Annotated in this window: 22 protein-coding genes, 1 tRNA gene and 6 pseudogenes; 18 read left to right on the forward strand and 11 right to left on the reverse strand. The window is 62.3% G+C overall.

Annotation, left to right across the window (positions count from 1 at the left end; genetic code table 11):
• Positions 1–77: 77 nt before the first annotated feature.
• Positions 78–1,106 (forward strand): IS110 family RNA-guided transposase, encoded by a 1,029-nt coding sequence (locus tag HQ394_RS17990; protein WP_190261344.1) that lies wholly within the window; start codon positions 78–80, stop codon positions 1,104–1,106.
• A gap of 464 nt (positions 1,107–1,570) precedes the next feature.
• Here HQ394_RS17990 and HQ394_RS17995 read toward each other — a convergent pair whose 3' ends face one another.
• On the reverse strand, positions 1,571–1,780 hold the full coding sequence (locus HQ394_RS17995; RefSeq protein WP_190261345.1) for a hypothetical protein: 210 nt from the start codon (positions 1,778–1,780) through the stop codon (positions 1,571–1,573).
• Positions 1,781–1,791: 11 nt separating this feature from the next.
• On the opposite strand from HQ394_RS17995, the gene HQ394_RS18000 reads away from it, so the two are divergent.
• The 3 genes from HQ394_RS18000 to HQ394_RS18010 all read left to right on the forward strand — a co-directional run bounded on the left by HQ394_RS18000 (position 1,792) and on the right by HQ394_RS18010 (position 5,297).
• On the forward strand, positions 1,792–2,103 hold the full coding sequence (locus HQ394_RS18000; protein WP_223291697.1) for a hypothetical protein: 312 nt from the start codon (positions 1,792–1,794) through the stop codon (positions 2,101–2,103).
• 121 nt (positions 2,104–2,224) lie between these two features.
• Positions 2,225–4,504: a phosphoenolpyruvate--protein phosphotransferase gene (ptsP, locus tag HQ394_RS18005; protein ID WP_190261347.1), complete on the forward strand. Its 2,280-nt coding sequence runs from the start codon at positions 2,225–2,227 to the stop codon at positions 4,502–4,504.
• Between the two features lie 295 nt (positions 4,505–4,799).
• Complete coding sequence (locus HQ394_RS18010; RefSeq protein WP_190261348.1) at positions 4,800–5,297, forward strand: phasin family protein; 498 nt, start codon at positions 4,800–4,802, stop codon at positions 5,295–5,297.
• A 140-nt stretch (positions 5,298–5,437) separates the two neighbouring features.
• Here the strand turns inward: HQ394_RS18010 and HQ394_RS18015 are convergent, their stop codons facing one another.
• Together HQ394_RS18015 and HQ394_RS18020 are read right to left on the reverse strand one after the other, a co-directional pair.
• Positions 5,438–6,538 (reverse strand): zinc-binding metallopeptidase family protein, encoded by a 1,101-nt coding sequence (locus HQ394_RS18015; RefSeq protein ID WP_456151457.1) that lies wholly within the window; start codon positions 6,536–6,538, stop codon positions 5,438–5,440.
• A gap of 66 nt (positions 6,539–6,604) precedes the next feature.
• The gene (locus HQ394_RS18020) at positions 6,605–6,898 is read right to left on the reverse strand and encodes a hypothetical protein (protein WP_223291698.1); all 294 of its coding nucleotides are present in this window, start codon (positions 6,896–6,898) and stop codon (positions 6,605–6,607) included.
• Positions 6,899–7,095: 197 nt separating this feature from the next.
• On the opposite strand from HQ394_RS18020, the gene HQ394_RS18025 reads away from it, so the two are divergent.
• The 5 genes and pseudogenes from HQ394_RS18025 to HQ394_RS21360 all read left to right on the forward strand — a co-directional run.
• Complete coding sequence (locus HQ394_RS18025; RefSeq protein WP_190261349.1) at positions 7,096–7,824, forward strand: Crp/Fnr family transcriptional regulator; 729 nt, start codon at positions 7,096–7,098, stop codon at positions 7,822–7,824.
• Positions 7,825–7,962: 138 nt separating this feature from the next.
• On the forward strand, positions 7,963–8,517 hold the full coding sequence (locus tag HQ394_RS18030; protein ID WP_190261350.1) for a hypothetical protein: 555 nt from the start codon (positions 7,963–7,965) through the stop codon (positions 8,515–8,517).
• A 499-nt stretch (positions 8,518–9,016) separates the two neighbouring features.
• A pseudogene (locus HQ394_RS18035) lies at positions 9,017–9,190 on the forward strand (co-chaperone GroES); the annotation flags it as partial.
• Between the two features lie 41 nt (positions 9,191–9,231).
• Complete coding sequence (groL, locus tag HQ394_RS18040) at positions 9,232–10,878, forward strand: chaperonin GroEL (protein ID WP_190261352.1); 1,647 nt, start codon at positions 9,232–9,234, stop codon at positions 10,876–10,878.
• 207 nt (positions 10,879–11,085) lie between these two features.
• A pseudogene (locus tag HQ394_RS21360) lies at positions 11,086–11,193 on the forward strand (IS3 family transposase); the annotation flags it as partial.
• A 659-nt stretch (positions 11,194–11,852) separates the two neighbouring features.
• Here the strand turns inward: HQ394_RS21360 and istB are convergent.
• The 3 genes and pseudogenes from istB to HQ394_RS18055 form a co-directional block, all read right to left on the reverse strand.
• Positions 11,853–12,683, reverse strand: a complete 831-nt coding sequence (gene istB / locus HQ394_RS18045; protein WP_407644758.1) for an IS21-like element helper ATPase IstB — start codon at positions 12,681–12,683, stop codon at positions 11,853–11,855.
• A 99-nt stretch (positions 12,684–12,782) separates the two neighbouring features.
• A pseudogene (istA, locus tag HQ394_RS18050) lies at positions 12,783–14,283 on the reverse strand (IS21 family transposase).
• 203 nt (positions 14,284–14,486) lie between these two features.
• Positions 14,487–14,777, reverse strand: coding sequence for a co-chaperone GroES (locus HQ394_RS18055; protein WP_190263398.1), 291 nt, complete (start codon positions 14,775–14,777; stop codon positions 14,487–14,489).
• Between the two features lie 493 nt (positions 14,778–15,270).
• Between HQ394_RS18055 and HQ394_RS21365 the strand changes: the two are divergent.
• Together HQ394_RS21365 and HQ394_RS18060 are read left to right on the forward strand one after the other, a co-directional pair.
• Positions 15,271–15,389: pseudogene (locus HQ394_RS21365) on the forward strand (transposase); the annotation flags it as partial.
• Between the two features lie 76 nt (positions 15,390–15,465).
• Positions 15,466–15,726 carry a hypothetical protein gene (locus HQ394_RS18060; RefSeq protein ID WP_190261353.1) on the forward strand — a complete coding sequence of 87 codons (261 nt, stop codon included), beginning with the start codon at positions 15,466–15,468 and terminating at the stop codon, positions 15,724–15,726.
• Between the two features lie 25 nt (positions 15,727–15,751).
• Here the strand turns inward: HQ394_RS18060 and HQ394_RS18065 are convergent.
• A tRNA-Gln gene (locus HQ394_RS18065) sits at positions 15,752–15,825 on the reverse strand.
• Between the two features lie 250 nt (positions 15,826–16,075).
• Here HQ394_RS18065 and HQ394_RS18070 point away from each other — a divergent pair.
• A complete protein-coding gene (locus tag HQ394_RS18070) occupies positions 16,076–17,158 on the forward strand; it encodes a Ppx/GppA phosphatase family protein (RefSeq protein WP_190261354.1) in 1,083 nt (360 codons plus the stop codon).
• A 49-nt stretch (positions 17,159–17,207) separates the two neighbouring features.
• A complete protein-coding gene (locus tag HQ394_RS18075) occupies positions 17,208–17,879 on the forward strand; it encodes an RlmE family RNA methyltransferase (RefSeq protein ID WP_190261355.1) in 672 nt (223 codons plus the stop codon).
• Between the two features lie 249 nt (positions 17,880–18,128).
• Here HQ394_RS18075 and HQ394_RS18080 read toward each other — a convergent pair whose 3' ends face one another.
• Entirely contained in the window at positions 18,129–19,139 is a 1,011-nt protein-coding gene (locus tag HQ394_RS18080; RefSeq protein ID WP_190261343.1) for an IS110 family RNA-guided transposase, read from the reverse strand.
• Positions 19,140–19,307: 168 nt separating this feature from the next.
• On the opposite strand from HQ394_RS18080, the pseudogene HQ394_RS21370 reads away from it, so the two are divergent.
• Together HQ394_RS21370 and HQ394_RS18095 are read left to right on the forward strand one after the other, a co-directional pair.
• Positions 19,308–19,454, forward strand: a pseudogene (locus HQ394_RS21370) (IS1380 family transposase); the annotation flags it as partial.
• Positions 19,455–19,722: 268 nt separating this feature from the next.
• Positions 19,723–20,448, forward strand: coding sequence for a lipid kinase (locus tag HQ394_RS18095; protein ID WP_223291699.1), 726 nt, complete (start codon positions 19,723–19,725; stop codon positions 20,446–20,448).
• Positions 20,449–20,452: 4 nt separating this feature from the next.
• On the opposite strand, the gene HQ394_RS18100 is transcribed toward HQ394_RS18095, so the two are convergent.
• Positions 20,453–20,710, reverse strand: coding sequence for a hypothetical protein (locus tag HQ394_RS18100; protein WP_223291700.1), 258 nt, complete (start codon positions 20,708–20,710; stop codon positions 20,453–20,455).
• A gap of 328 nt (positions 20,711–21,038) precedes the next feature.
• Here HQ394_RS18100 and HQ394_RS18105 point away from each other — a divergent pair, with 328 nt between their 5' ends.
• Entirely contained in the window at positions 21,039–21,806 is a 768-nt protein-coding gene (locus HQ394_RS18105; RefSeq protein ID WP_223291701.1) for an N-acetylmuramidase domain-containing protein, read from the forward strand.
• A gap of 113 nt (positions 21,807–21,919) precedes the next feature.
• On the opposite strand, the gene dksA is transcribed toward HQ394_RS18105, so the two are convergent.
• Both dksA and HQ394_RS21375 read right to left on the reverse strand, forming a co-directional pair.
• Positions 21,920–22,288, reverse strand: coding sequence for an RNA polymerase-binding protein DksA (gene dksA / locus HQ394_RS18110; RefSeq protein ID WP_190261359.1), 369 nt, complete (start codon positions 22,286–22,288; stop codon positions 21,920–21,922).
• A gap of 180 nt (positions 22,289–22,468) precedes the next feature.
• Positions 22,469–22,582 (reverse strand): annotated as a pseudogene (locus HQ394_RS21375) (hypothetical protein); the annotation flags it as partial.
• A 395-nt stretch (positions 22,583–22,977) separates the two neighbouring features.
• Between HQ394_RS21375 and HQ394_RS18120 the strand changes: the two are divergent.
• Together HQ394_RS18120 and HQ394_RS18125 are read left to right on the forward strand one after the other, a co-directional pair.
• Positions 22,978–23,445, forward strand: coding sequence for a flagellar hook-basal body complex protein (locus tag HQ394_RS18120; protein ID WP_190261360.1), 468 nt, complete (start codon positions 22,978–22,980; stop codon positions 23,443–23,445).
• A gap of 431 nt (positions 23,446–23,876) precedes the next feature.
• A complete protein-coding gene (locus HQ394_RS18125; protein ID WP_190261361.1) occupies positions 23,877–24,347 on the forward strand; it encodes a CBS domain-containing protein in 471 nt (156 codons plus the stop codon).
• The last annotated feature ends 665 nt before the right edge of the window (positions 24,348–25,012 follow it).

Here is a 25,012-nt window from a genome sequence, read left to right on the forward strand (position 1 = left end):
GATGCCGCGGGGCCGTCCACCCCAACGGTTTACCTCGCGGCTTACGCGATTAACACCAAGGGAATGGGGAGCGAACGGTGAAGCACTACGTCGGCTTGGATGTCTCGCAAAAAGAAACCTCGATTTGTGTCGTCGATGACGCCGGCAAATTCGTCTTCGAAGGCAAGGCGAAGTCGGAGCCCGGGGCATTGGCCGCGATGATCCGCAAGCGGGCGCCTTTTGCCGAGCGCATCGGCTTCGAGACTGGCGCCATGGCGAGCTGGCTCTGGCATGAGCTCAAGCGGGTCGGGCTGCCGGTCGTCTGCATCGACGCGCGTCATGCCCACGCCGCGCTGTCGGTGCGGATCAACAAGAGCGACCAGAATGATGCGCGCGGCCTTGCCGAACTCGTCCGCATCGGCTGGTATCGTGAAGTCCGCATCAAGAGCGAGCAGAGCCAGACCATCCGCTCGTCTCTGGTCGCTCGCGCCCGGCTCGTCGGCATCCGCCGGGATCTTGAGAACCAGGTGCGAAGCATGCTCAAGGAATACGGCCTGCTGTTCGGCCGGGCGATCGGTTCGCGCTTCCGCCAGCATGTGTGCGAACTCCTGGTCGAGGACCACTTGCTTCGACCGATTATTGACCCGCTGCTCGCCATTCATGAGCAGGTTTGCCGCCAGCAGAGAAAGCTCGACGACGAAATCAGACGTCTTGCCCGGGCCGATGCGACGACCCGGCGGCTGATGACCGTCCCAGGTGTCGGCGTGGTGACGGCCCTGACCTTCCGCCACACCATCGACGATCCCTCGCGCTTTCAATCGGCCGCCGCCGTCGGCGCCTATCTTGGCCTGACACCCCGTCGTCGCCAATCCGGCGAGATGGACACCACTGGCCGCATCTCCCGCTGGGGCGATCGGCTGTTGCGATCCTACCTGTTCGAAGCGGCAAGTGTGCTTCTCCACCGCACCCACAAGTGGTCGACGCTCAAGGCCTGGGGCGTCCGCTTGATGAAGCGCATCGGCGCCAAGAAGGCCAAGGTGGCGATCGCCCGCAAGATGGCGATCATCCTCCACTGCATTTGGGTCGACGGCACCGTCTTCGAATGGGGCCAGCCGAAGATGGCTTGACCCACTACAATCGTCTCTCGGGCCCGCGTTGCGGAACCCGTGATGTCCCCGCCGGGACGGTGGTTGCGGTGACCTCGGTCAATCGGCTGATAGCGGCTCCGCCGCATGTCGTTCCACACGTTGAGGCACCCGACCCGAACATCATCATGAGGCCGCGACCTCGGAAAGGACCATGACCCCGGCGTTGGCACCACAAACAGGCCTTGACATGCCACCCGCAATTAAAGGGCCGATTGACATGTTGAGCGACGCCGGTCCGCTCGCCCGTCCCTTTTTGGGCCGTTGCCGGCATGGCGAATACCACCATCGCCAGGAACGCCATGATCATGCCGAACGACATGTCTCTTGTCTGCATAACAGTCTCCATTCTGACTACCGAGCCGGCGCCGGGGTGCCCCTGGTCCGCTGGCCTCCTACAGAGGAGTTTGGGCGAGGAGCGCATGACTCGTCGTCGCGTTCCGCGTCTACTCGACGCGGAACGCGGAGTGGCAGGCGGGCCTCTGGTTGGAGATGGCCTGGAGCGCTGTCATGGTCGTCTTCCAGTCGGCTGCCGTCGGCGGCACCGGCGCCGCCTCGGCGACGCCGGCAAACTCTGCTGCGGCACGGTGCATGGCCAGCCCCATCTCGCGAAACTCCACCGGCAGATAACGTCCAAGGCCTGCACCCGGGTACAAGCTGTTCGTGCGTGACAATCGCCGCGGCTTTGAAATCGGCGGCGGCAAGCTGTGCCATCAACGTCGTCGAGCGCATCCATGTGATGGCGCATGTGTTCGAGGAGTGCGCACCGCATTTCGGGGGAAGTTTGATTGCCGTCCGCGGGTCTGCTTCCGCGGCTGGAGCGGTGGCCGATACCAACGGTGCGGCCACCGCGATCGTTACAAAGCGCAGCATCCTTGCCGGAGAGGGAGCCGGCTGGCGGACGCGCAATCGCCCGGAGGATGTGACGCGTAAGGGTAACTTGCCGGAGCGCGCGGATTGGTTCTACTGTGATCGGTAAGGCAAGAAGCCGTCGGCTGCGGCGCGTTCCGCACAACCGACAACAGGCGGCTCGCTATCGTCGACACCGTCCGCACCCACAGAGCGCGGCCGAAGACCGTCGACAACGATAGGAACGCGGAATGCTCGAAGCTTTGCGGCGCGTCGTGGAGGAGGTCAGCGCAGCGGGTCATCGTGACGAGGCGCTTGCAATCATTGTGCGCCGGGTCAGGGATGCGATGCGGGTCGACGCCTGCTCGGTTTATCTCGTTGATGCCGCCGGCGGCCACTTCGTCCTGATGGCGACAGAGGGATTGGACCCGGCGCAGGTGGGAGTTTTCCGCTTCGGGCTTACCGAAGGCCTCGTCGGTTGTGTCGGTGAACGGCAGGAACCGGTCAACTTGGCGGCTGCACCGGACGATCCGCGCTACCGTCCCGAACCAGGCGGGACGCATTACCCGTCGTTTCTCGGCGTGCCGCTGATCCACCTCCGCCGTGTCCTCGGCGTGCTCGTCGTCCAACGCGCGTCTACGCACCGCTTCGATTCCGACGAGGTCGCCTTCCTCGTTACCATCGCCGCCCAGTTGGCCGGTGCAATCAACGACGTTACCCGCGGCGATGCGATCAGCCGGCTGCTGCGCGAACACGCCGAAACGCCGGATTTTCTCCAAGGGCTTCCCGGCATTGCGGGTGTGGCGATTGGCACGATAACTCTTCCCGACCCGCTTGCCAACCTCGCCGCCGTTCCCGATCGCGTACCTGCCGACAGGGATGCCGAAGAGGCGGCGCTACGGGCGGCATTCAGCGCTGCGCAGACGGAGATCCGCGGTCGCAGCGAACAGTTGGGAGCCGCCTTATCAGTCGAGGCAAAGGCGATCCTCGATGCGTACGTCATGCTGCTCGACAGCAATCAGCTGATTGCCGCCGCAGTCGAACGCGTGCACGCCGGAAATTGGGCGCCGGGCGCGCTCCGCGAGACGATCGGCGAGTATTCGGGATACTTTGAGCACCTTGAGGACCCCTACCTTCGCGCCCGCGCCGAGGATATCCGCGGTCTCGGACGCCGCATCCTTCTGCATCTCCACTCGCGCGGTGCCTTACCCCGCTCCTGCCCGAACCGATGCATCCTGATGGACGAGGAGATCAGTCTTGCCGGGATGGCGGACATTCCGGTGACGAGCCTGGTCGGCATCGTCAGCACTCGCGGTTCGGCGTTCTCGCATGCGGCCATTCTGGCACGCTCGCTCGGGATTCCTGCGGTCATGGGCATCGGCGATCTGCCGATCGGCCACCTTGACGGTGCCCTTGCCGCCATCGACGGCTATCGCGGCCGGGTGTTCATCAATCCGTCGCCGGCTGTGCTGCAGAGCTTCGAGCAGATCATCCGACATGAAGAAGGCCTGTCCGCCGATCTCAGGGACTTGCGCGATCAGCCGGCGAAAACGCCCGACGGCACGCGTGTCCGTCTCTTTGCAAACGTGGCGTTATTGTCCGACGTCGCCTCCTCCCTTGGCAGCGGCGCGGAAGGGATCGGCCTGTACCGGACCGAACTCAGCTTCATGTTGGGGGAGCGCTTTCCGAGCGAGGACGCCCAGTATCGGACCTACCGGCAGGTGCTGGAGGCGTTTGCGCCGCGTCCGGTCATCATGCGCACCCTCGACATCGGCGGCGATAAATCGTTGCCGTATTTTCCGGTCGTCGAGGAGAACCCGTCGCTGGGCTGGCGCGGCATCCGAGTCACTCTGGACCATCCGGAGATTTTTCTCATTCAGATGCGGGCCATGCTGCGAGCCAACGCCGGTCTGAACAACCTCCAGGTAGTGTTGCCGATGGTCAGCGCGATGGAGGAGGTCGAGGCCGCCCGGGCCTTGTACGAGCGGGCGTTGCGTGACTTGCGCGACGAGGATGTCGACGCTGGACGTCCGCCGCTTGGCGTCATGGTCGAGGTGCCGTCCGCAGTTTCTCTCGCACCGATCCTGGCGCGCGAGGTCGATTTCGTCTGCATCGGTACTAACGACCTGACCCAGTTCCTGCTCGCGGTCGATCGCAACAACAATCGAGTCGCCGGGCTTTACGACCCTCTCCATCCGGCGGTCATCGACGCCGTCTACCGAACCGTTCGCGACCTGCACAGCGCAGCAAGGACGGTCAGCGTCTGCGGCGAAATGGCCGGCGACCCGGCCGGCGCCGTCGCCTTGCTGGGCATGGGAGTCGATAGTCTCAGCATGAGTTCGCCTCGGCTGCCGCGAATCAAGAAAGTGATCCGGACGATCCACCGCCGTCAGGCGGAAGAACTCCTGCATCGCGCGCTTGCGATGCGGACAGCCGGCGCTGTGCGGTCACTCCTCGACGAAGCTCTCGAACTGGCCGGACTGGGCCTGCTCCTCGGCCCCACGGATATCGACGCCGTCAATCCGGCATGAGGGCGGCTTCGCTTGCAACCACCGGGGGTGGAACAGCACAGCGGACGCTCGCCGATTAGTCATTGCCGGAAACGGGCACAGTCGGTTCGGCGACAGCATTCCAGCAGCTCCTCCGCCTTATGCCGTTGCTCCATGAATGCGACCTGCGCGAGACACGGTTGGCCTAGATATACTCCCGCATATTGAAATACACCAAAGAGCACACTATATATTAATATAGTATCTAAGAGAATATCATTACAGATACGGAGTTGCCGGCGCTTCCCATTAGACCGGTATTATTTTGGAGTATGTGATGACAAAAACGTATGATCAATTCTTGGATTCCTCAAAGATCGCAGAGGATCTGGTAACAAAGCTGAAATGGCTCGCAATTCCTGGCGTCGACGTTGAGGCTGTGATGGCGACGCAGCGGAAGAACATTGAGGCTTTGGCCAACGCCAGTCGCACGACATTGGATGGCGCTCAAGCTATCGGCAAGCGACAGGCGGAAATTTTCCAGGAGACCATGAACCACACGGCTGGCTCGCTGGAAGCACTTGCCAAGGCTGGCACGCCACTCGACATTGCGACGCAGCAGGCCTCGCTCATGAAGGAAGGCTTCGATACGGCGCTACGGAGCATGCGCGAACTCGCCGAAATGGTCTCGAAGGCACAGCTCGATGCGGTAGGCGCGATCGGTGACCGGGTTGTCCAGTCCCTGCACGAGTTCAATCGCGCGGCGCCGCAGCCTACCACGGACGCGGCGGCGGTTAAGGCTGAGCCCACTGCGAAGGAGTCAGTGAGCCACTAACACTGATGCAGCGGGGAGCTAGTCCATGCGACCGCCCGCTAACGGCGGTCGTTTCGTCTTCTGATGTCCCCAGCCAGTCTGACGATCGTGCCTGTGCAGGAGCGCTTGCAGGGGCGCCGGCGAGAGATGCCCACATCACCTCACTTAAGAGCGGGCACGTTTTGCTCCACGACGTGAATGAGGCCGTGGACGAACCGCAACTTGCCCATCACCGTCGGTGCCAGGACGAATGGGTAGAGGTCGGGCTGGCCGACGCTGTGGTTGAGACTGTTGACCGCATAGGTGAGCGGCAGCCAAGCCCGAACGAGCGTATTGAAATCCTTCTGGCGGTAGGGATCAAAGTCGATGCTCGCTCGGAGTGCCGGATCGCGTCCGGCCCACGGGCAGACGGACANGCCGAATGCATATGCGGTCTCCAGTGCGTCGACGATATGCAGGTAGTGCGCCCAAGTTTCGGCAAAATCCTCCCACGGGTGGGTGCTGGCATAGCTGCTGACGAAACGCTCCTGCCAGTCCGCCGGTGGGCCAGCTGCATAGTGGTTGCCCAATGCCGCGAGATAGTTCTGCCGTTCGTCGCCGAACAGGTTGCGGAACGCGCTCAACCAGACGCCATTGCGAACGAGGCGATCCCAATAGTAATGACCGATTTCGTGGCGAAAATGGCCGAGCAGCGTCCGGAACGGCTCGGCCATGTCCTGCCGGCTCCGCTCTCGCTTGGCGTCGTCCGCTTCATCGATATTGATCGTGATCAAACCACGGATGTGGCCGGTAATGATCTCTACCGGGTCGAGGGTGTCGCTGCTGCCGGAATCGGCAAGAAAGTCGAACGCCAGTCCGGTCTCAGGCTCTTCGGCCCGGCCGACCAAGGGCAAGCCAAGCCGCAGCAGTCCATAAACGAGCCGATGTTTGGCCGCCTCGAGACGCTGCCAGCGCTGCAGTTGCTCCGGCACGCCGAGGTTTGGAACGGTCCGATTGAGCCGGCAGGCGTTACAGAATATCAGCGGGCCTGCCGCCGGCACCAGCCAGTTGCAGGCCTGATACGCGGCGTTGGCGCAGAACTGAGTTACCCAGTCGGGAGCGGCGAGAGGCCGCCAGCGACCGTCGCCCTCCGGCGTGAGTGCGCTGAGAACGGACAGTTCGGGCAGGTAGCCGAGAGTGTGTCCGCAACTCTCGCAGCGGGTGTTTTCGAAGAAGAGGAGCTGGCCGCAATGCTGGCACTCGAACAGCTGCACTAATTTCACCTCTGACTTCAGGATCGACCGGCAGGAGATATGGTAGGAACCTGGGACAACAAGGAGCGCGTGACGTCATCCGTTGTCGCGCGGCACCGAATTCTTGCCTTTGATGATGCGGTCGATGACGACGGCGGCGGCCTCGTGCGCTTCGGGGTTTTTCGCCTCGGCGATAGCGCCGCGGTGTGCCGCAGCGGCGTCTTCGAGGATGCAGACGGCCTCTCCCTGTTCGATGATATCGAGATCCGTCAGCGACAAAAGTATCGACTCGCAGATCGAAAGGGCAGCCAGGCCGGCGACATCTGAAATCGTATTCATGAGCGTTCCATTCGGAGCGATAATCCTGCGGAATGCCGAGCCACGCTCCAATTCGATTGATGATGAATAATACGCTCTGATCGACGCGGAGATACTAACGTGTGATAGCCGCGCTCGAACTATCGGTATTCAATTGCGTTAACCGATCGGGCCTTATGATCGGCCAGATCCATCGCCGGCGAACCGATATGGCGACGAACGTTTGGGGCTCCGCCACGGGGCCCGTGGCGGAGATAGAAGGATAACACTTGGCTCAGGTCGAAACTGTTTTGGCGAAAAAGCTGAACACCTTCGTCCGCTTGTCGCCGGACGAGATGGCATGCCTCGCCTCGCTGCAGTCGCGCCGTCGCAGTGTCTCGGCGCTGACCGAGATCGTCTACGAAGGACAAACGGATCACCGAGCCTGGATCCTGCAGGAAGGCTGGGCCAACTGCTACAAATTGGTGCCGAACGGCGGCCGGCAGATCATCAGCTTTCCGCTGCCGGGCGATTTCATGGGCCTGCGCAGCGTCCTGCTGCGGACCTCGGATCATTCGTTCGCCAGCCTGACCGACGCCGTGATCAGCGAGGTGTCACGGCAAACGTTGGCCGAGATCTTCCGTCAGTTTCCCCGCATCGCCATCGCCATCCTGTGGGCCACGTCGCGCGACGAGGCGATGGTGGTCGAACATCTGGTCAACATCGGCCGCCGCGACGCCATCGAACGCCTGGCGCACCTTTTCCTCGAGCTGGGGCACCGGCTGAAAATGGTCGGTCTGGCGACCTCTGAAGGTTTCGCTTGCCCGCTCAACCAGTACGTCCTCGCCGATGCGCTTGGCCTGACCGCCGTTCACGTCAATCGGGTCCTTCGCCAACTGCGCGAGCGGAGACTGATCACGCTGACGAAGCGTCAGGTGATCATCCAGGACCTGCCCGGCCTCAGGGCACTGGCAGGATATGATAGCACCTACCTCAACGGCGGCATCGACGGAACGTGACGCTGGGAGGTCTCCGTGCGAGTTGGCCAGACCTCCGGGATAAAGGGCGCCGAGACTGACCCACGTTAGTGCATCGCGCTCTGTCCGCGTTTACCGTTTTCGAGGTAGCTGAGCCTCGATCATACGGGACAGTGCACAATGAATTACACCGGTCACTCCATGTCGAGGCAAACCGGCGATCGTGACACGATGATCATCCCGGTTATTCAGCATCTGAGAGCTTTTGCGCATACGCTTGACGACGATCGCGATCACGCCGACGGCTGCGTGTACGCGGCTGTGGTCAAGGCTCTGCACGATGGGGACTGGGTCAGGTCGGAGACCGACGTCGGATTATCATTGTTTAAGATTTTATATGCTCAATACTTTTCCGACCCGGGGAACAGCGGGCCGCTGAATTTCGGAAGCACCGTCAGCCAGGAGACCCCCTCGCCGAGCCAGTTGACCCTGCAGAAAGATGTCTCCCTCATCGTTTTTCGGCTTGCTCTGCTGCAATTGGTTGCTGAGCAGCGCGCGGCGCTCATCCTCATTGGCCCAGCAGGTTTTTCGTATGCGAATGCGGCGCATATCTGCGGCTGTACGGTGGATAGAATCCGCTTCTTAGTCGATCGCGCACATACCCGCCTTCGGGACATGCTTGGAGGTATGCCGCAGGCTCAAGATGGCGGCGTGGACTTCGACGGGTGTATATGACCGCTTCCGCGAATAGCAGGCCTCGCCTCGGTCGCCGTCGGTATCGCGTCGCTTCGTTGGTCTGCGAGCGTTCCGACCGTAGTCCGTGCTAGCCGGTTACTCCATCGCAGAACTCCGACCAACGGCGCCCGCCTCAACCACGACCATCACCGAAATTGCGAGCGATGCCGCCTCTGTGGGCCTGACCCGGACCACGACAAATCCAGAATGCTAACATGGATTAGCGCGCCCAGTGTCTCACCGGTTCTAGATTATAAATTCGTGGTGATGATAACGAGCGAACGGCGAAGGCATCAACGAGCGGGAGTGACAACTGTCTCTTCTGCCCAAAGCAGGGCCCCCTTGTTTTGTCGCGGCATGAGTGAGCGCCCGGTCGATTGCCTTCGCCGTCTTTTTCGCTGTCAAACATATCGCATACGGTCGCCCACAGCGGGAGGATCGGCGCGTTGCGTGGTCGATCCATTGCACGTCGGCGTAACGCGGCGCATGCGGCTCAACGGTGGTCGCCGTCGGCCAAGGAGCGCGTGGCGAGGACGGCGAACGCATTCCACTCGAGGTCAGGACTGGCGACCCCGTGCTGTTCGGCAAATGGTCGGGCAGCGAGGTCAAGATCGACGGGCGAGAGTTCCTCATCACGATAGAACCCGATCTTTTCGGGATTATCGAGGGTTAATCACCCCGTGTTCATTGGTCGCTAATGGGAGCTGTCCAGCCATGGCTGCGAAGGATGTGAAATTCGGCACCGATGCGAGAACGAAGATGTTGCACGGCATCAACGTCCTCGCCGATGCAGTGAAGGTGACGTTGGGTCCCAGGGGTCGCAACGTTGTCTTGGAGAAGAGCTATGGGGCGCCGCGCATCACCAAGGACGGGGTGACGGTTGCCAAGGAAGTCGAGCTTTCCGACAGGTTCGAAAACATGGGCGCGCAGATGGTGCGCGAGGTCGCAACCAGGACGTCCGACGAGGCGGGAGACGGGACCACGACGGCGACGGTGCTGGCTCAGGCCATCGTCCGCGAGGGCGTCAAGTCACTGGCAGCCGGGCTCAACCCGATGGACCTGAAGCGCGGCATCGACCTCGCCGTTGTCGCCGTCGTCGATGATCTCAAGAAGCGTTCGAAGAGCATCTCCACCGATGAGGAGATCGGCCAGATCGCCACCATCTCCGCCAACGGCGAGCGCGAGATCGGCGACATGATCGCCAAGGCCATCGGCAAGGTCGGTAAGGAGGGCGTGATCACCGTCGAGGAGGCGAAGAGCCTGACCAGCGACCTCGAGGTGGTCGAGGGCATGCAGTTCGACCGCGGCTACACCTCGCCTTACTTCGTCACCAACGCCGAGAAGATGACCTGTGATCTTGAGAATCCCTACATTCTGATTCACGAGAAGAAGCTCTCCAGCCTGCAGCCACTGCTGCCGATCCTTGAGTTGGTCATCCAGTCGGGGCGGCCGCTACTCATCCTCTCCGAGGACGTGGAGGGCGAAGCGCTCGCCACCCTCGTCGTCAACAAGCTGCGCGGCGGCCTGAAGGTGGTGGCAGTCAAGGCGCCGGGTTTCGGTGATCGCCGCAAGGCGATGCTGGAAGACATCGCCATCCTCACCCGCGGCCAATCGGTCAGCGAGGATCTCGGCATCAAGCTCGAGAACGTCACCCTCGACATGTTGGGTCAGGCCAAGAAGGTGATGGTTACGAAGGATGAAACCACCATCGTCGAGGGCGCCGGCAAGCATGAGGACATTGCCGGCCGCTGCAACCAGATCCGCGCTCAGATCGAGGACACCACCTCCGACTACGACCGCGAGAAATTGCAGGAGCGGCTCGCCAAGCTGGCCGGCGGCATCGCGGTAATCCGCGTCGGCGGTGGCTCCGAAACCGAGGTGAAGGAGAGAAAAGACCGGGTTGACGACGCCAAGCATGCCACCCGTGCTGCGGTCGAGGAGGGCGTGGTCGTCGGCGGCGGCGTCGCTTTGCTCTACGCTTCGAAGGCGCTTGATACGGTCGAGCCAGGAAACAGCGACCAGCAAGCCGGCGTCGACATCGTCCGGCGCGCCCTGCAGGCGCCGTGTCGGCAGATCGTCGAAAATGCCGGTTGCGACGGCGCTGTCGTCGTCGGCAAGCTGTTAGATAAAGGCGATGCGAGCTGGGGCTTCGACGCTCAGAAGGAAGAGTACGTCGACATGTTCAAGGCGGGTATCATCGATCCGACCAAGGTTGTCCGCACGGCCTTGCAAGATGCCGCGTCGGTGGCGGGCCTCCTGATCACGACGGAGTGCATGGTCGCAGAGAGACCAGACAAGCAGCCGCCGCCTGTGATGGGCGGTGGCGGGACGGGTGGAATGGGCGGCGGCATGAACTTCTAGCTAGGCTGGATGCCGGCTCACTTAGTCCGGGGGCGGATCTTGCGTCCGCGCCGGGGTCAGGGTTTCCCTACGCCTGAAACACGTACGTTCCAGGCGCATCGCACAGGGGGGTAGCCCTTCTCTGGTGCGCCAAGCGCCTTCGGCGCCGGCACTTCGCCGGTGGTGCTGTGAGCGACGAGCCATTCCTGCCAGGCGGGCCACGAGGCAGCCAAGCGGGACCTGTTCGCCTACATCGAAACCTATTACAACCGTCAGCGGCTTCATTCCGCCCTCGGCTACCGTACACCCGAGCAAGCCGAGCTTCAGGCCGCATAACCCAGTGTCCACTTTTCCGGGGAAGATCACTCCCAGATGCGCCGGATCTCGCCGTGGTGCGCACGTGGGAACACGGATGTGTCGCCTGTCCTCCAGTTCACAGGCTGGCAATCCCCCACAGGATGACGCCCCACATGACTAACCAAGTGGCGACGACCCGGTGGGGCTCCCGACACGTGGTGAGCCAAGCCGCCGACGAATCCTCCCTCAAGCGATCCTCCTCTTCCCACTGCGTATGCGAGTCGCTGGACTCAACCGAGATGCGCGCCAATAGGCGAAGCGAGCGTAAAACAGAAATAAATAATGAATAGTCAGAAGTCATCGTTGCTCTCATAAGCCCTCGTGTAGCGCGTAATTCGGATGCTTTTTCTCATACCAACGTACCCGCTAACGACGGGTGCGCACTGACTTACATTAGTGCTTTGCAAATTTCTGTTCCAACAAATGCGTCAATTATCGAGCGTCAGAAAAGCGCTGTTCTACCTACGCCCTTGCTCGTAGTAACCGGTTTTCGGAGGAGCGCCTGGAGGTGTTAGCTTCCGCCGACCTCAGGAATCCCCTCATTTTGAGTTTTGATACGGATCAATGTGTCAACGGCGGAGCAATTCTGGGCCACTGTAGCGGAGTAAAAGCAGGCCATTTGGGCGAGAGCGGTGCAATCACGGCAAGGGGCCCGATCGGGCCCCTTGCCGTGCGTCGGCTTTGCCTCGGGGATCAGGGCTTGCTGGTTTTGCCGGTCTCGGGATCGACGGTCTCGGCGGNNTGGTCTGGTTTTGCTCCGCCCGATCGGCTGCGGTGGGGGGACGACGACGTCCGGCGGATTGCTTCAACCGGTAGCTGTCGCCGTTCATGGTGAGGATATGGACGTGGTGGGTCAGGCGGTCGAGCAGCGCGCCGGTGAGCCGTTCCGATCCCAGCACCGAGGTCCAGTCCTCGAACGGCAGATTGGAGGTGACGAGGGTCGAGCCGCGCTCGTAGCGCTGGGAGAACACCTCGAACAGAAGTTCCGCCCCGGTCGGCGATAGCGGCAGGTAACCGAGTTCGTCGACGATGAGCAACATCACCGACTGGAGATCGCGTTGCAGCTTCAGCAAGCGGCGCTCGTCACGCGCCTCCATCAACTGGTGCACGAGGGCGGCCGCGGTGGTGAAGGCGACGGTGAACCCCTTCTGGCAGGCGGCAAGAGCGAGGGCGAGCCCGACATGGGTCTTGCCGGTGCCACTGTTGCCGAGCGCGATGACGTTCTCCCGGCGCAGGATGAACTCGCAGCGGGCCAGCTCGAGCACCAGCATCTTGTTGAGGCTGGGAATCGCGGTGAAGTCGAAGGTGTCGAGGCTTTTGACCGCCGGGAAGCGTGCTGCCTTGATCCGCCGCTCGACCATTCGGCGTTCTCGGTCGATCAGTTCGAGTTCCACCAGGCGCAGCAGATAGCGGGGATGATCGACGCCGTCGCGTGCGCATTCGCGGGCGATCTTGTCGTATTCCCGCAGAACTCGGCAGCTTCAACTGCTTGAGGTGATGCGCCAGCAGAACCTGCGGTGTGCCGCTTGTCGTTCCCGCCGGCATCGCATCAGCGCCCGCCTTGCCGGTCATGCCGTTGTCCCGGGAACGAGAACGGCGTAGTCAGCCGCCGCCGTCATCCTGACGTCCATTTTCGGCAGATGTGGATAGGCCGTCAGGTCGAGCCGGGCCGGCCGCCGCTCGACGCGCGCCAGAGCAATCTGCTTGACCGCATCAAAGCCGATGACGCCGAGCCGGATCGCTTCGCTGACCGCGCTCGCCACCATCTCCATCGGGATCGCCTCCATCAGCCGCAGCACCTGGATGAACTCCCGCCTGCCGCGGTTGCCCATGCGCGCCTCGAGGAGATGGCGCAGGTGCTGGAACGCCTCCGGCAGATCCCAGTCTTTCAGCGCCGCCGCTTGGTCGAGGGCATTCGGCTTCGTCTCGATCAGCGCCAGATAGTGCAGCGGCTCGAATACGAAGGTGCCCGTGCCATAGCAGCGACGATGCCGGGCGATCGCCTCGCCGGCACAAAGGATCACCACCTCGTCGACGAAGCCCTTCACCACAACATCCCGGAAGCCGTATGCCGTCGGTACCGAGTAGTCGTTGCCGCGGTAGCGGACCAGGGCGGTCGATGAGACACGGGCCGCCCGCTTCTCGCTCGGCTCCAATGGCACCGCCGGCAAATCCCGGAAGGCTTCGAGGTCGGCGACGAGACGCTCGCCGATGGTTTCGCCGTGGCGACCGGCGCGTTCGCCTCGTCGCTGCCGGCAGCGCTCTTCCAGCATGGCATTGAGATCGTCGAAGCTTGCCGCCTGGGGGATCGGCGTCAGGAAGTTCGATCGAGCATACTTCACCAGCCCCTCGACCTTGCCCTTGTCGTTGCCCTTGCCGGGACGGCCGAAGCGATCCTGGAACAGGTAATGGCTCTGCAGTTCCGTAAAAGGCCCGGGTGCGCTCCCGCCTGCCGTCGCCGCAGATCTTCGCCACCGCGAGCGTCGTGTTGTCGTAAAGCACCGACAACGGCACGCCGCCAAAGAAGGCGAATGCCGACACATGCCCGTCGAGGAAGGCTTCCGTCGTCTCCGCCGGATAGGCCTTCACGAAAGGAGTATCCGATTGCGGCAGGTCCATGCAGAAGAAGTGGATCTTCTGCCGGACGCCGCCGATCACGCCGATCGCCTCGCCAAAGTCGACCTGCGCATGACCGGACGGATGAGCCAGCGGCACGAAGGTCTCCCGCAATCTCCCCCGAGCAACCCGGACGTAGTCCCTCACCACCGTCAGACCGCCGGCATAACCGTGCTCGTCGCGCAGTCGCTCGAAGATCCGCTTGGCCGAATGCCGCTGCTTCGAAGGCGCCGTCCTGTCGGCCTCGAGGATGGCGTCGATCACCGGCAGCAGCACCCCAAGCTTCGGCTTCTTCACCGGCTTCGTTCGCGTGTAGCCGGGCGGCAACGAGAACCGGCACATCTTCGAAACCGTCTCACGGCTCAGCCCGAACACCCGGGCCGCCTCACGCCGGCTGTTGCCCTCGATGAAAACGAAATGCCGAACGGCGGCGTAGACTTCCACGGCAAACATCCCCGGCCGCCCCCCACAAAAAAGAGACAGCCTAACCACTGGCCAGATTTTACTCCGGCGCGGCCGCACCAATCGCCGCCGCTACGTGGCCTAATTTGTCACCGCCATACACAACATCTTCGTTCTCGCATCGGTGCCGAATTTCACATCCTTCGCAGCCATGGCTGGACAGCTCCCATTAGCGACCAATGAACACGGGGTGATTAACCCTCGATAATCCCGAAAAGATCGGGTTCTATCGTGATGAGGAACTCTCGCCCGTCGATCTTGACCTCGCTGCCCGACCATTTGCCGAACAGCACGGGGTCGCCAGTCCTGACCTCGAGTGGAATGCGTTCGCCGTCCTCGCCACGCGCTCCTTGGCCGACGGCGACCACCTCGCCGTCCTGCGGCTTTTCCTGAACTGTGTCCGGGATGATGAGTCCACCGGAGGTCTTCCCCTCCTGCTGGATCCGCTTCACCAGGATTCGGTCGTGCAGTGGCCTGAATTTCATCATTTTCTCTTCGTCATGCTGCTTGGAGTGAGCGCACGAAGTTCCTCTCATTGCCTGCGGATTCCGTCGTCGTCGCGGTCTGGTGCCGCGAGAAAAGATCGACAAATTAAGACGCCGGCTTGCAGCGCCGCGATCTCGCCAAGCCAAGCCTTCCCTGTGCGGCGACCGCAGGCATCTGTTTTGCGGCGGAGAAGACGGCGAAGGCACTTGAACGGGCGGTTTACGCGCGCAGCCACAGGAGTCGTGGGGCCTCGTTTCGGGCAGAGGAGACGGTTCCCGAATCCGCTCGGTAGAGCCCTCGCCGTTCGCCAGTCGTCAACGCTATGAATTTGTACGGTATGTAGCTCCGCGAGTGAGTGCACTAACCCAGGTCAGGATCTCGGGATTGTCTGTCGCGAGGCGCAGTCGTCAGACTCGCTTTCAGGTGTGACTGAACCTTCCCCGAGTTGGTGGACACCTTTGCTAAGCTTTGCGAGGAGCAGGAAGGTGTTTGCTGACGAAACTGCGTCGGAGTTTCGCAGATGAGTTCAAGCGGGCAGCGGTCGCTTTTCGGCGTCGAGCGGTCGTCCCTTGATGCAGATCGCCGCGGAGTTGGGCATTCAGCCGTCGATGCAAGGCGTATCGGACGTGCGAGCACGTAATCGAATGCTGCGGGCGGCGGCTGAAGGACATCGAGCGCGGGTTCGCCGTGACGTGGATCCGTGCCGGACTGCGGGAATGGTTAACACCGCACAGCCTGAAGCAGGCTGCGATATCATGGCTGGCGGTCGAGTGGACGGTGGACCAGATCGCTGATTTTACCGAGACGACGCCGGAGACGGAGGTGCGCATCCACCGGAAGGTGAATGGTGCGCGGCTGCGCCCGAGGGGCGAGACGCTTGCGAGTGGCCTGTCGATCAGTCTGGTGGGACGTGCCGGGGCGCGTTCTGTGCCTCGGGTGAAAAGGTAAGCTGCTGATACAGATAGATAAATATTGGCTGGGGGACCTGGATTCGAACCAGGGCTGTCCGGTCCAGAGCCGGAAGTTCTACCGCTAAACTATCCCCCAACGTCGGATAGGCTGCTTGCTGGCGCATCTCTTAGCACAAGGGAGAAAGGCGGGCCAAGGGGGATGCGTGCCCGACACGCAGTCACTTTTCCGCTTTTGCTCCCGCTTGTCATGCTTTTGCCCGACCGCATCGGCGGAAGGGGTTGTGCAGGGGGCGGCATTTTGGCGTAAGCTTCGACCGGATCCAAAAAGCACACGATCATGTGCGGCCAGTGGCAGCGGCCGATAGCTGCCAGATGGAGAGCCGCGGATGCGAGGCCGAGACAGCGCGCCCGGCCGACAGGCCCGACCAGCCGCCGCGACGGCGGGGCAGGCGGCACCGCTTTATGCCGCTATCGACCTGGGAACGCACAACTGCCGCCTGCTGATCGCGCGCGCCGGTAACGATGGCCGTCTTGGCGTCGTCGAGGCGTTCTCGCGCACCGTTCGCTTGGGCGAAGGGCTGACGCGCCATGCCAGTCTCAGTGAAGCAGCGATGGTGCGCGCCATCGCGGCACTGCATGTCTGTGCCGAGCGTATTGCCGATGCGCAGGTTCGGCGAACACGGGCAGTGGCGACGGAGGCCTGTCGACGCGCCAGCAACGCCGACGAATTCGTCGCCCGGGTGCGACTCGCCACCGGCCTCGACCTGCAACTGATTTCGCCGCTGGACGAGGCGCGGATGACGCTTCTCGCCTGTGCCGATCTGCTTGAACCGAGGTATCCCTGGGTGCTGCTGTTTGACATTGGCGGCGGCTCCACCGAGGTGGTGTGGGCGGCGCAGCGGCCGGGCCGGCCGCCGCAGCTTCTTGCCACCATGTCGCTGGACTCGGGCGTTGTCACCTTTGCCGAACGTTACGGCGGCGATCGGGTGGACGCCGACAGCTTCGCCGCCATGGCCGGCGTTGTCGGCTCCCGATTGCGGCCATTCGATGCGGCGCACGACATCGCCTCCGCCGTTGCCGCGGGCCAAGTGCAGATGGTGGGCACATCCGGTACTGTCACCACCCTGGCGGCGCTCTCGCTCGGCCTTGGCCGCTATCGGCGGGCACGCGTCGATGGCCGCGCCATTCACTTCGCCGATATCGACACGCTGATTGCTCAATTGACGGTGACCGACTGGGCGGCGCGCGCTGCCAACCTTTGCATCGGCCCGGAGCGCGCCGACCTGGTTATCGCCGGGTGTGCCATTCTCAACGCCATCTGCCGCTTGTGGCCAGTGGGGCGGATCCGCGTCGCCGACCGAGGCGTTCGCGAGGGGTTGATCCTTGCCATGCATGCCGAGGCGCTTGAGGGTGCTCGGCGCGGTTTCGATGCGGGGGCGGATGCAGCGCTTGCTCTCTCGGCAGACTAGAGGCGACTGATGGCGCGCAACCGGCCCGCCGGATCCAGCTGCCAAGCGGATGACCAACCGCCGGCGACGCACGGCCTCGTCGCGTCAGTGGCTGGAACGCCAGCTGCGCGACCCCTATGTCATCGAGGCCCGCCGGCTTGGCTACCGCTCCCGCGCCGCCTTTAAACTGATCGAATTGGACGACCGCTTTCACCTGTTCGGGCCGGGGCTCCGCGTCGTCGATCTGGGAGCGGCACCGGGCGGCTGGACACAGGTGGCGGTGGCGCGGGTGCGCGCTGGTGAGCGGCGTGGAGGTCGCGTCGTTGCGGCCGACCTGACGCCGATCGAACCCATTGCCGCTGCCGAACTGGTTGAGGGCGACGTTTGCGACGTGGCGATGCCTGATCGCCTGCGCGCCTTGCTGGGCGGCCCGGCGGACGTGGTGCTGAGTGACATGGCGCCGCCGTCGACCGGCCACGCTTCGGCCGACCATCTGCGGATCATGGCGTTGGCCGAGATGGCGTTCGAGGTGGCGTTGGAGTTGCTGGCTCCGGGCGGGGCATTCCTCTGCAAGGTCTGGCAGGGTGGAACCGAGGCCAAGCTGCTGCAGCAACTGAAGGCGCGTTTTGCCACTGTTCGTCACGCCAAGCCGCCCGCATCGCGCGCCGAGTCCGCCGAGATGTACGTGATCGCCCAGGGATTTCGCGGCGATGAGGACGAGCCGGATGCGACGACGACCTAACCCGTGTGTGGTCGGCCCCCTGGGTGCAAGGGGTGAGGGGGAGAAAATCTGATCTGGTGCGATGGCAGTCGTGTGTCCGGCCTGTTTTGCGCGGCACAGTGTCCGCTGGCCCAGATGGGTTCCGCGATCCACGCCCAAACGGATGGGCGGCCTTGATGGCCACCAGGCTACCCGGGCTCTTTAGATCGTCGGCTCGACCGATCAGCATCTCTCCGTCCTCAGCCCTGCACCTGCGGCATCAACGAGTGGTCAAGCGGTGGCCGGCTGGCGATACGCCTCTCCACTCGTCATCATCGCCCAGACGATGCGCGCCATCTTGTTGGCCAGGGCGACCGCCGCGAGCTTGCGCGGCCGCCTTGCCAGCAAAGCGATCAGCCACGCCGAGGCCTTTCCCGGCTTGGCCTGTCGGATCACCGCGGTCGCTCCCAGCACCAGCAACTGGCGCAGCCGCTCGTCGCCGGCGCGGCTGATCCCGCCCAGCCGCGTCTTGCCGCCGGTGGAATGCTCGCGCGGAGTCAGCCCCAGCCAGGAGGCGAAATGCCGCCCCGACTTGAACTGGCTGAAATCGACCCGCAGCACCAGGCTCAACGCGCCGATCGGCCCGATCCCCGGCACCTCCGCCAGCATCTTGCTGGTTGGCGTCTGTTTGTGTTGCGCCACCAGCCTGGCGTCGACTTCGGCCAGCCGCGCATCCAGCCGACCGATCTCGGCGCCCAGCAACGCCAATGCGTCCCTCGCCGGCGTCGGCAGCTCCGCGTCCTCTGCCACATCGGCCAGCAGCTTTGCCACGCCTTGGCGGCCAAGGCGGGCGACATGACCGAACTCGGCCGCGTGTCCGCGCAGCGCGTTGACCAGCTGCGTGCGTTGGCGCACCAGAAGCTCGCGCACCGACAGCAGCATCGCGTTGGCCTGCTGCCTCGCCGACTTGACCGCGACCTCGCGCATCTCCGGCCGCGCCGCGGCTTCGCTGATCGCCTCGGCATCGTTGCGATCGTTCTTGCCGCGCTTGACGAAGGGTTTGACGTATTGCGGCGGGATCAACCGCACCGTGTGGCCGAGCCCAGCCAGCACACGGCCCCAGTGATGCGAGCCGCCGCAGGCCTCCAGCACCACCTCCATCGGCGGGCGGCGCGCGAAGAATGGTACCATGTCCTGGCGGCGCAGATTGCGGCGCAGCACCGCCCGCCCGTCGGCATCCGTGCCATGTAGGGTGAAGACGGACTTGGACGTGTCGATCGCAATGCGGGTAATCTCGGTCATGGACGGCTCCTGTTCACTTTGACAGCGAACCTTGGCACCAGATGCCGCGGGGCCGTCCACCCCAACGGATAATGCATCGAGGTTGGCGGGTGTAGGGTAGTCCATTGGAATCGCCTAGGATTCGGTTGTCGAAGCCAATCCACGTCGTTTCCGCAGCGCCCACCCGCCATGGTTGATCCGACGCTGCCGCTGCCTGGCCTGTCACCGGTTGCCGGCAAACAAATCGTCGCCCGGTTCGACGGCGGCCGGCTGTCGTCCGAAGGAATTCTTCGACGCCTCCACGACCTGGACCGGGTCCGCCGCATCGCTGGCCGCAGCGTCGAGATGAAAACCAAGATCAAGGTTCATCTGCCGACCTGCGCCGCCGATCAAGCGGTTATCCGCTTCGCCTTCGGTCTGATGCCGCGGCTCATCACCTTATCGCCGGGGTGGTGCGCCCCCTCCATGGCGAACCCGACATCAAGGACCTGCTCTGGTCGACGGTCAATCTCTTCCACCGCGTCACCAGCCGGACACTTCGAAGAACGGCGTTTGGTGGCGGCGTCTGCGACGTTGACGGCTTGATCGGCGATGGCGGTTTGCCTTGATCGGTGGCGACGGAACCTTGTCGGCGGCTGCGGATACGCTGCTCGAGACCGGTCTTGTGCTCGGCATTCTGCCCATGGGCAATGCCAACGATTTGGCGCGCACCCTCGGCATTCCCTTTGCGCTCATCGCCGCTGCGAAGGTGATCGCCGCCGGGCGGACGCGGCTGATCGATATTGGCCGGGTCAACGGGCGCCATTTCTTCAATGTCGCCAGCGTCGGCCTCAGCGTCGACATCGCCGACCGGCTCACTTGCGAAGCAAAGCAGCGATGGGGGATTTTGGCCTACCTGCGCTGTAGTTGGGAGGCGGTACGCGCAGCGAAGCACTTTCACGCCCAAATCAACTGTGACGGCACCGCCGAGGTGATCGAGACGATCCAGATCGCCGTCGGCAACGGCCGCCATTACGGCGGCGGCATGACCATCGTCGACGACGCGACAATCGATGACGGCCGCCTCGACCTCTACGCCCTACCGCCGCATCCCTGGTGGCGATTGATGACCCTGGCGCCGCAGTTGCGCTGGGGAACGCATCGGCCGGTGCCCGACATCCATAGCCGGCATGGAGAGGAAATTCGCATCGAGACGAAACGACCGATGCCAGTGAATGTGGATGGCGAAGTGATAACCAAGACACCGGCAGTGTTCGAGGTGGTTCGCGCCGCACTGCGCGTGTTCGCACCCGATCAAGCGCCAGGGCTACAGCCAATCGGTGACTGCTAATCCGTCATCGCGCTTGCCGACGTGGCGACAGCGGGGGAATGATCGTGATCGCGCCCATCTTGGCGAGCCAGACGACGGCACGAGCGGCAATGTTGCGATGCTCCGGCGCAATCTGCGCCAGCAGGTCGTGCAGGGTGACCGAGCCTTTTTCCGGTACGATCACCAGGATCCGTTCGGTCAGCGGTTCCGGCGGCAGGACGGCACGCATCGCCCCAACCATTTCAAGGCTGCGAAATCGCACCAGCAGCAGCGACTTATCCACCCGTCCGCGGCAGAGCCGCACGTCGGGCGTGACCGGCAACGTCGGATAGGAGGCAAAAAGAATGAATGGGTCCGACCGCGATGCCGGCGGAGGCGATCGCGGTGCGCGGGGCCGTCACCCTGCGCGGTCCCGAACTTCGCCTCAGCGCCTGCAGCAGCCGCGCTGGGGCTCGCAGCTTCTCGACATCATCCTGCCATTCTGAGGGCAAGAGGTGAGTTGGTTTCGCGGTTTCTTTAATAGGAAAATAAACTTGTAAGCTAGTCAATGATCCTATATTGTCGGCCGAGCTTCTGGGCCGGTGGTGGCACGACGATAGAGGATCATAATGGTGGCGTTTCAAGGCAAAGGCGGTGCGTTGACTGCGGTGGGGCTGGCGGCGGCGGCGACGGCGATCGGGGTCGGCGTGGCGGAAATCTGGACGGTGCTTTCGGTTGAAACGCTTGGAGCAGGATTCTTGTCAGATCGGCGACCGCTCATCCTCTTCGAGCGCCACGTCTTCAGCGCGCGCACCGGTGGACGGTTCGATACCCGCTTTCCCGATATCAGCAATTCCACGTGCGGCGGTTATGGCCAGATGGGAGCGGCACAATACGACCGTCTGGCGAAAGCAATGGCACTCGATGCCACGGCGGCCGAGGAAAGCACCTCCTGGGGCATCGGTCAGGTGATGGGGCACCACGCCAGACGGCTGGGGTTCGCCAGCGCCGAAGCCATGGTTGCCGCGATGCTCGAGGGCGAAGATGCGCAGCTCTTGGTGATGGCCAAGTTCATTGCCGAGGGGAAGCCCTGCCGGCAGGCGCTGATCCGCCACGACTGGAGCACATTCGCCCGCTGCTACAATGGCGCCGCCTACGCGAAGAACCGCTACGACGAGCGTCTGGCGCAGCAATTTCGCCGCTGGGCGGAAGGGCCGCTGCCTGACCTGCGGGTGCGCAGTGCACAGATCTATCTGACCTATCGCGGATTTGCGCCGGGCCCGAGCGACGGTTTGATCGGCCGCTTCACCCGTCAGGCACTGGCATCGTTCCAGCAACAGCAGGGCCTCGCGGTCACCGGTGAGCCGGACGACGCGACCATGCGGCATCTTGCGGCATAGCGTGCCACAGGTCATGCGAAATGCCACTGCGGAGGTAACGAAGAGGTAATCGGGGAGCAGGAAAGCGGATTGTGGCGCGTGGGCCGTGCGGTACCGCTCCGTATAGCCCGCCGCTACTCGTCGCGGTGGGTCTTCTCCATCCGCTCGTGGCGCTCCTGGGCTTCGAGGCTGAGGGTGGCGATCGGCCGGGCTTCAAGACGGGAAATGCCGATCGGCTCGTGCGTTTCCTCGCATAAGCCGTAGGTGCCGGCCTCGATCCGATCCAGTGCCTCGTCAATCTTACTGATCAACTTGCGGGCGCGATCACGGGTGCGCAATTCGATGGAGCGGTTGGTTTCCGAGGTGGCACGGTCGGCGATGTCGGCTTCTGACGCGTTGCCTCCCTCCTGCAACGCCGTCAACGTCGCGCGCGCCTCATCCAACAGTTCATCGCGCCAAGCAAGCAGCTTCTGGCGGAAATACTCCACCATCACCGGGTTCATGAACGGCTCGCCGTCCGTCGGCCGGTAATCGGGGGTAAGCTCGTATTCCTCACGGGATCTGCTACGCCCACTAGAAACACTCCAAGTCCGCGCTCGGCACTATAGTTTTCGCAGCGTCAGGTCGCAAGCCAATTTGTATCCGAAGCTATTTTCCAACATACTGAAAAATATAAATAAAAATCAGTCGGGTGCAACTGCCGGGGCCTCGCCGGACGCAGATCGGTTCGGCATCCGTTTGGCGATCTCTACCTCCGCGCGGAGCTCGATTTCACTCAGGATCGTATCCAGGCCCGCGTTGCCGGCTCAGCCGGTGCATCGGTGTGCAGATGGGTGGCAAAGCCGCTACTGGCGCTACCCCGGGAGCTGCAGCTGCGGCATGCAGCCTGTACCCGCGTACCGGGTCCGACGACCGACGATTTCATCCTGGCTCCCACGCTGAAGGCGAAATGACTGAGGCAGGATGGAGCAGAATGCTTAACATCGCGCTGCCGGATTATTTTTTCGCGCCGGTACGTCCAGCGATGCGCTTCTTTGCCCGGCAAAATCTTCCCAGCCGCAGTGCATGGTCGCCGCAAGCCCAAGGGCCTGTGGTTAAATAATAATAATATTTTAGATAGATCTTCTGGTGGTCCTGCCCCTGCATTTGGTGCTGCCATCTGGCGACCGTTGCCGGTCCAGCCAGTTATCGTGTGGCGATCACCCATGCCGATGGCAGCAGTTCGGCATTTTCGCTCGATGTGTCGTCGTCGACGCAATATGCCAGCGGCTTTCAGGTGCGTGACAACAGTGACGACGGCTATCCGAAGGGCAGTCTCGAGCGCATCGAATTCGACCGCGACGGCTACCTCAACGGCTACTTTGCCAATGGGCAGACGCAGCGCCTTTATCGGTTGCCACTTGCCACCTTTCCCAACATCGATGGCCTGACACCGCTGCAAGGAAATGTCTACGCCATGAGCGATACCTCTGGCGCGCTGACAGTGCAGGGGGTGGGGGAGGGCGGCACCGGTTTGCTCCTGCCGGAGACGCTGGAAGCATCCACCGTCGACCTCGAGGATCAGTTCTCGCGCATGATCCAGACGCAGCAGGCCTACAATTCCGCGGCGACCGCTTTCAAGACGATGGATGAAATGCTCGTGACGGTGCGCGATTTGTAAAGGTCGTTCAATTGACGTTGAGATAAGCAGATGCGTCCGGCCGTTAATAAGAAACAAGAGGCGGATTCAATCAGCGCCAATATTTTCTCCTGAAAAGTATTGTTCCAGATGCGGCTCAGTATTTATCTGTATCGCGGCAGTGTTATATACGATTCGCGTCCATACTGATTATGCCTTGAGCGGAGCGTTCTCGCCAAGACAGAAGAGGCGATTCAGCACTGCAGGCGAAGAGTCGACGCTTAAACCATCTTTGTGCGATGCAATAAAGCAAGATGCTGCAAGTGCGTCAGGACTCTGCCGCTGCCTGTATCTTCTGTCTCCAGCCTGCCCCATCCGCCAGGTACTCTAGTCGTCTGTATGGTCTTTGTTGGTAAAATGTGCTAGGGATCAAGAAAAAGACGCTGATTCTGTTCAAGGCAGGAGCGTGAGGGATGGAGAAGCCATATCGATCACTTCGGCAGTTGCTGACGGCGAAGCCAGCCGGCGTGCATAGCGTCAACGCCGACGCAACCGTGTGGGATGTGCTCGAACTGATGGCCGAGCGGGACATTGGCGCGGTGGTGGTCCTCGATGCAAGCGGGAGTGTCATCGGGCTGGTGAGCGAACGCGACTACGCACGCAAAGGAATTCTGCTCGGTCGAACGGCCAAGGAAACATCGGTGAGGGAGGTGATGAATACAATCGTCATTTCCGTCACGCCCGAGCAGACAGTCCCTCAGTGCATGGCGTTGATGACGGCGCACCACACGCGCCATCTGCTGGTATTGGANGGGGGAGAATTGCTCGGAATTCTATCGATTGGCGATCTGGTGAAGGAAGTTATTTCGCACCATGAACACGTAATCAAAGATCTTGAGCTGGAGAGGCTGATCCTATTCTCGCAAGGCACCTACAGTTGCTAGAATTACTTGTAACTAAAAGAAACTGAAAGATAGGGAGCTGCTGTGAACATCCTAATTGTGCTTTTCGCGCTTGGTTTGCTGATCTTCATCGCTTATCGCGGATTCAGCGTTATTCTATTTGCGCCGATATGTGCACTGCTTGCAGTGTTCTTAACGGATCCTATGCTGGTGTCTCCGGCCTATCTTACCATATTTATGGAGAAATTAGCTGGATTCGTAAAGCTGTACTTTCCTGTTTTCATGCTTGGTGCCATCTTTGGCAAGTTGATCGAGCTGTCGGGCTTTTCGAAATCGATCGTTTCCTCAGTGGTGAAGTTGATCGGTGCCAAGCGGGCAATGCTGTCGATCGTCATCGTCTGTTCGATCCTCACCTACGGCGGCGTTTCCTTGTTCGTGGTTGTCTTTGCCGTCTATCCCTTCGCCGCCGAGATGTTTCGCCAGGTCAACATTCCGAAGCGGCTGATCCCGGGAACGATCGCGCTCGGCGCCTTTACCTTCACCATGGACTCGCTGCCCGGCACGCCGCAGATCCAGAACATCATCCCCACATCCTTCTTCAGGACGACCACGTGGGCGGCGCCNTGGATGGGAACCGTCGGTGCCCTGTTCATTTTTGTCGCTGGCATGGCGTATCTCGAATTTCGTCGTCGCCAGGCGGCCGCAGC

It is taken from the genome of Defluviicoccus vanus (assembly GCF_014672695.1).
In the GTDB taxonomy this organism is placed as follows: Bacteria; Pseudomonadota; Alphaproteobacteria; order Rhodospirillales; family Defluviicoccaceae; genus Defluviicoccus; species Defluviicoccus vanus.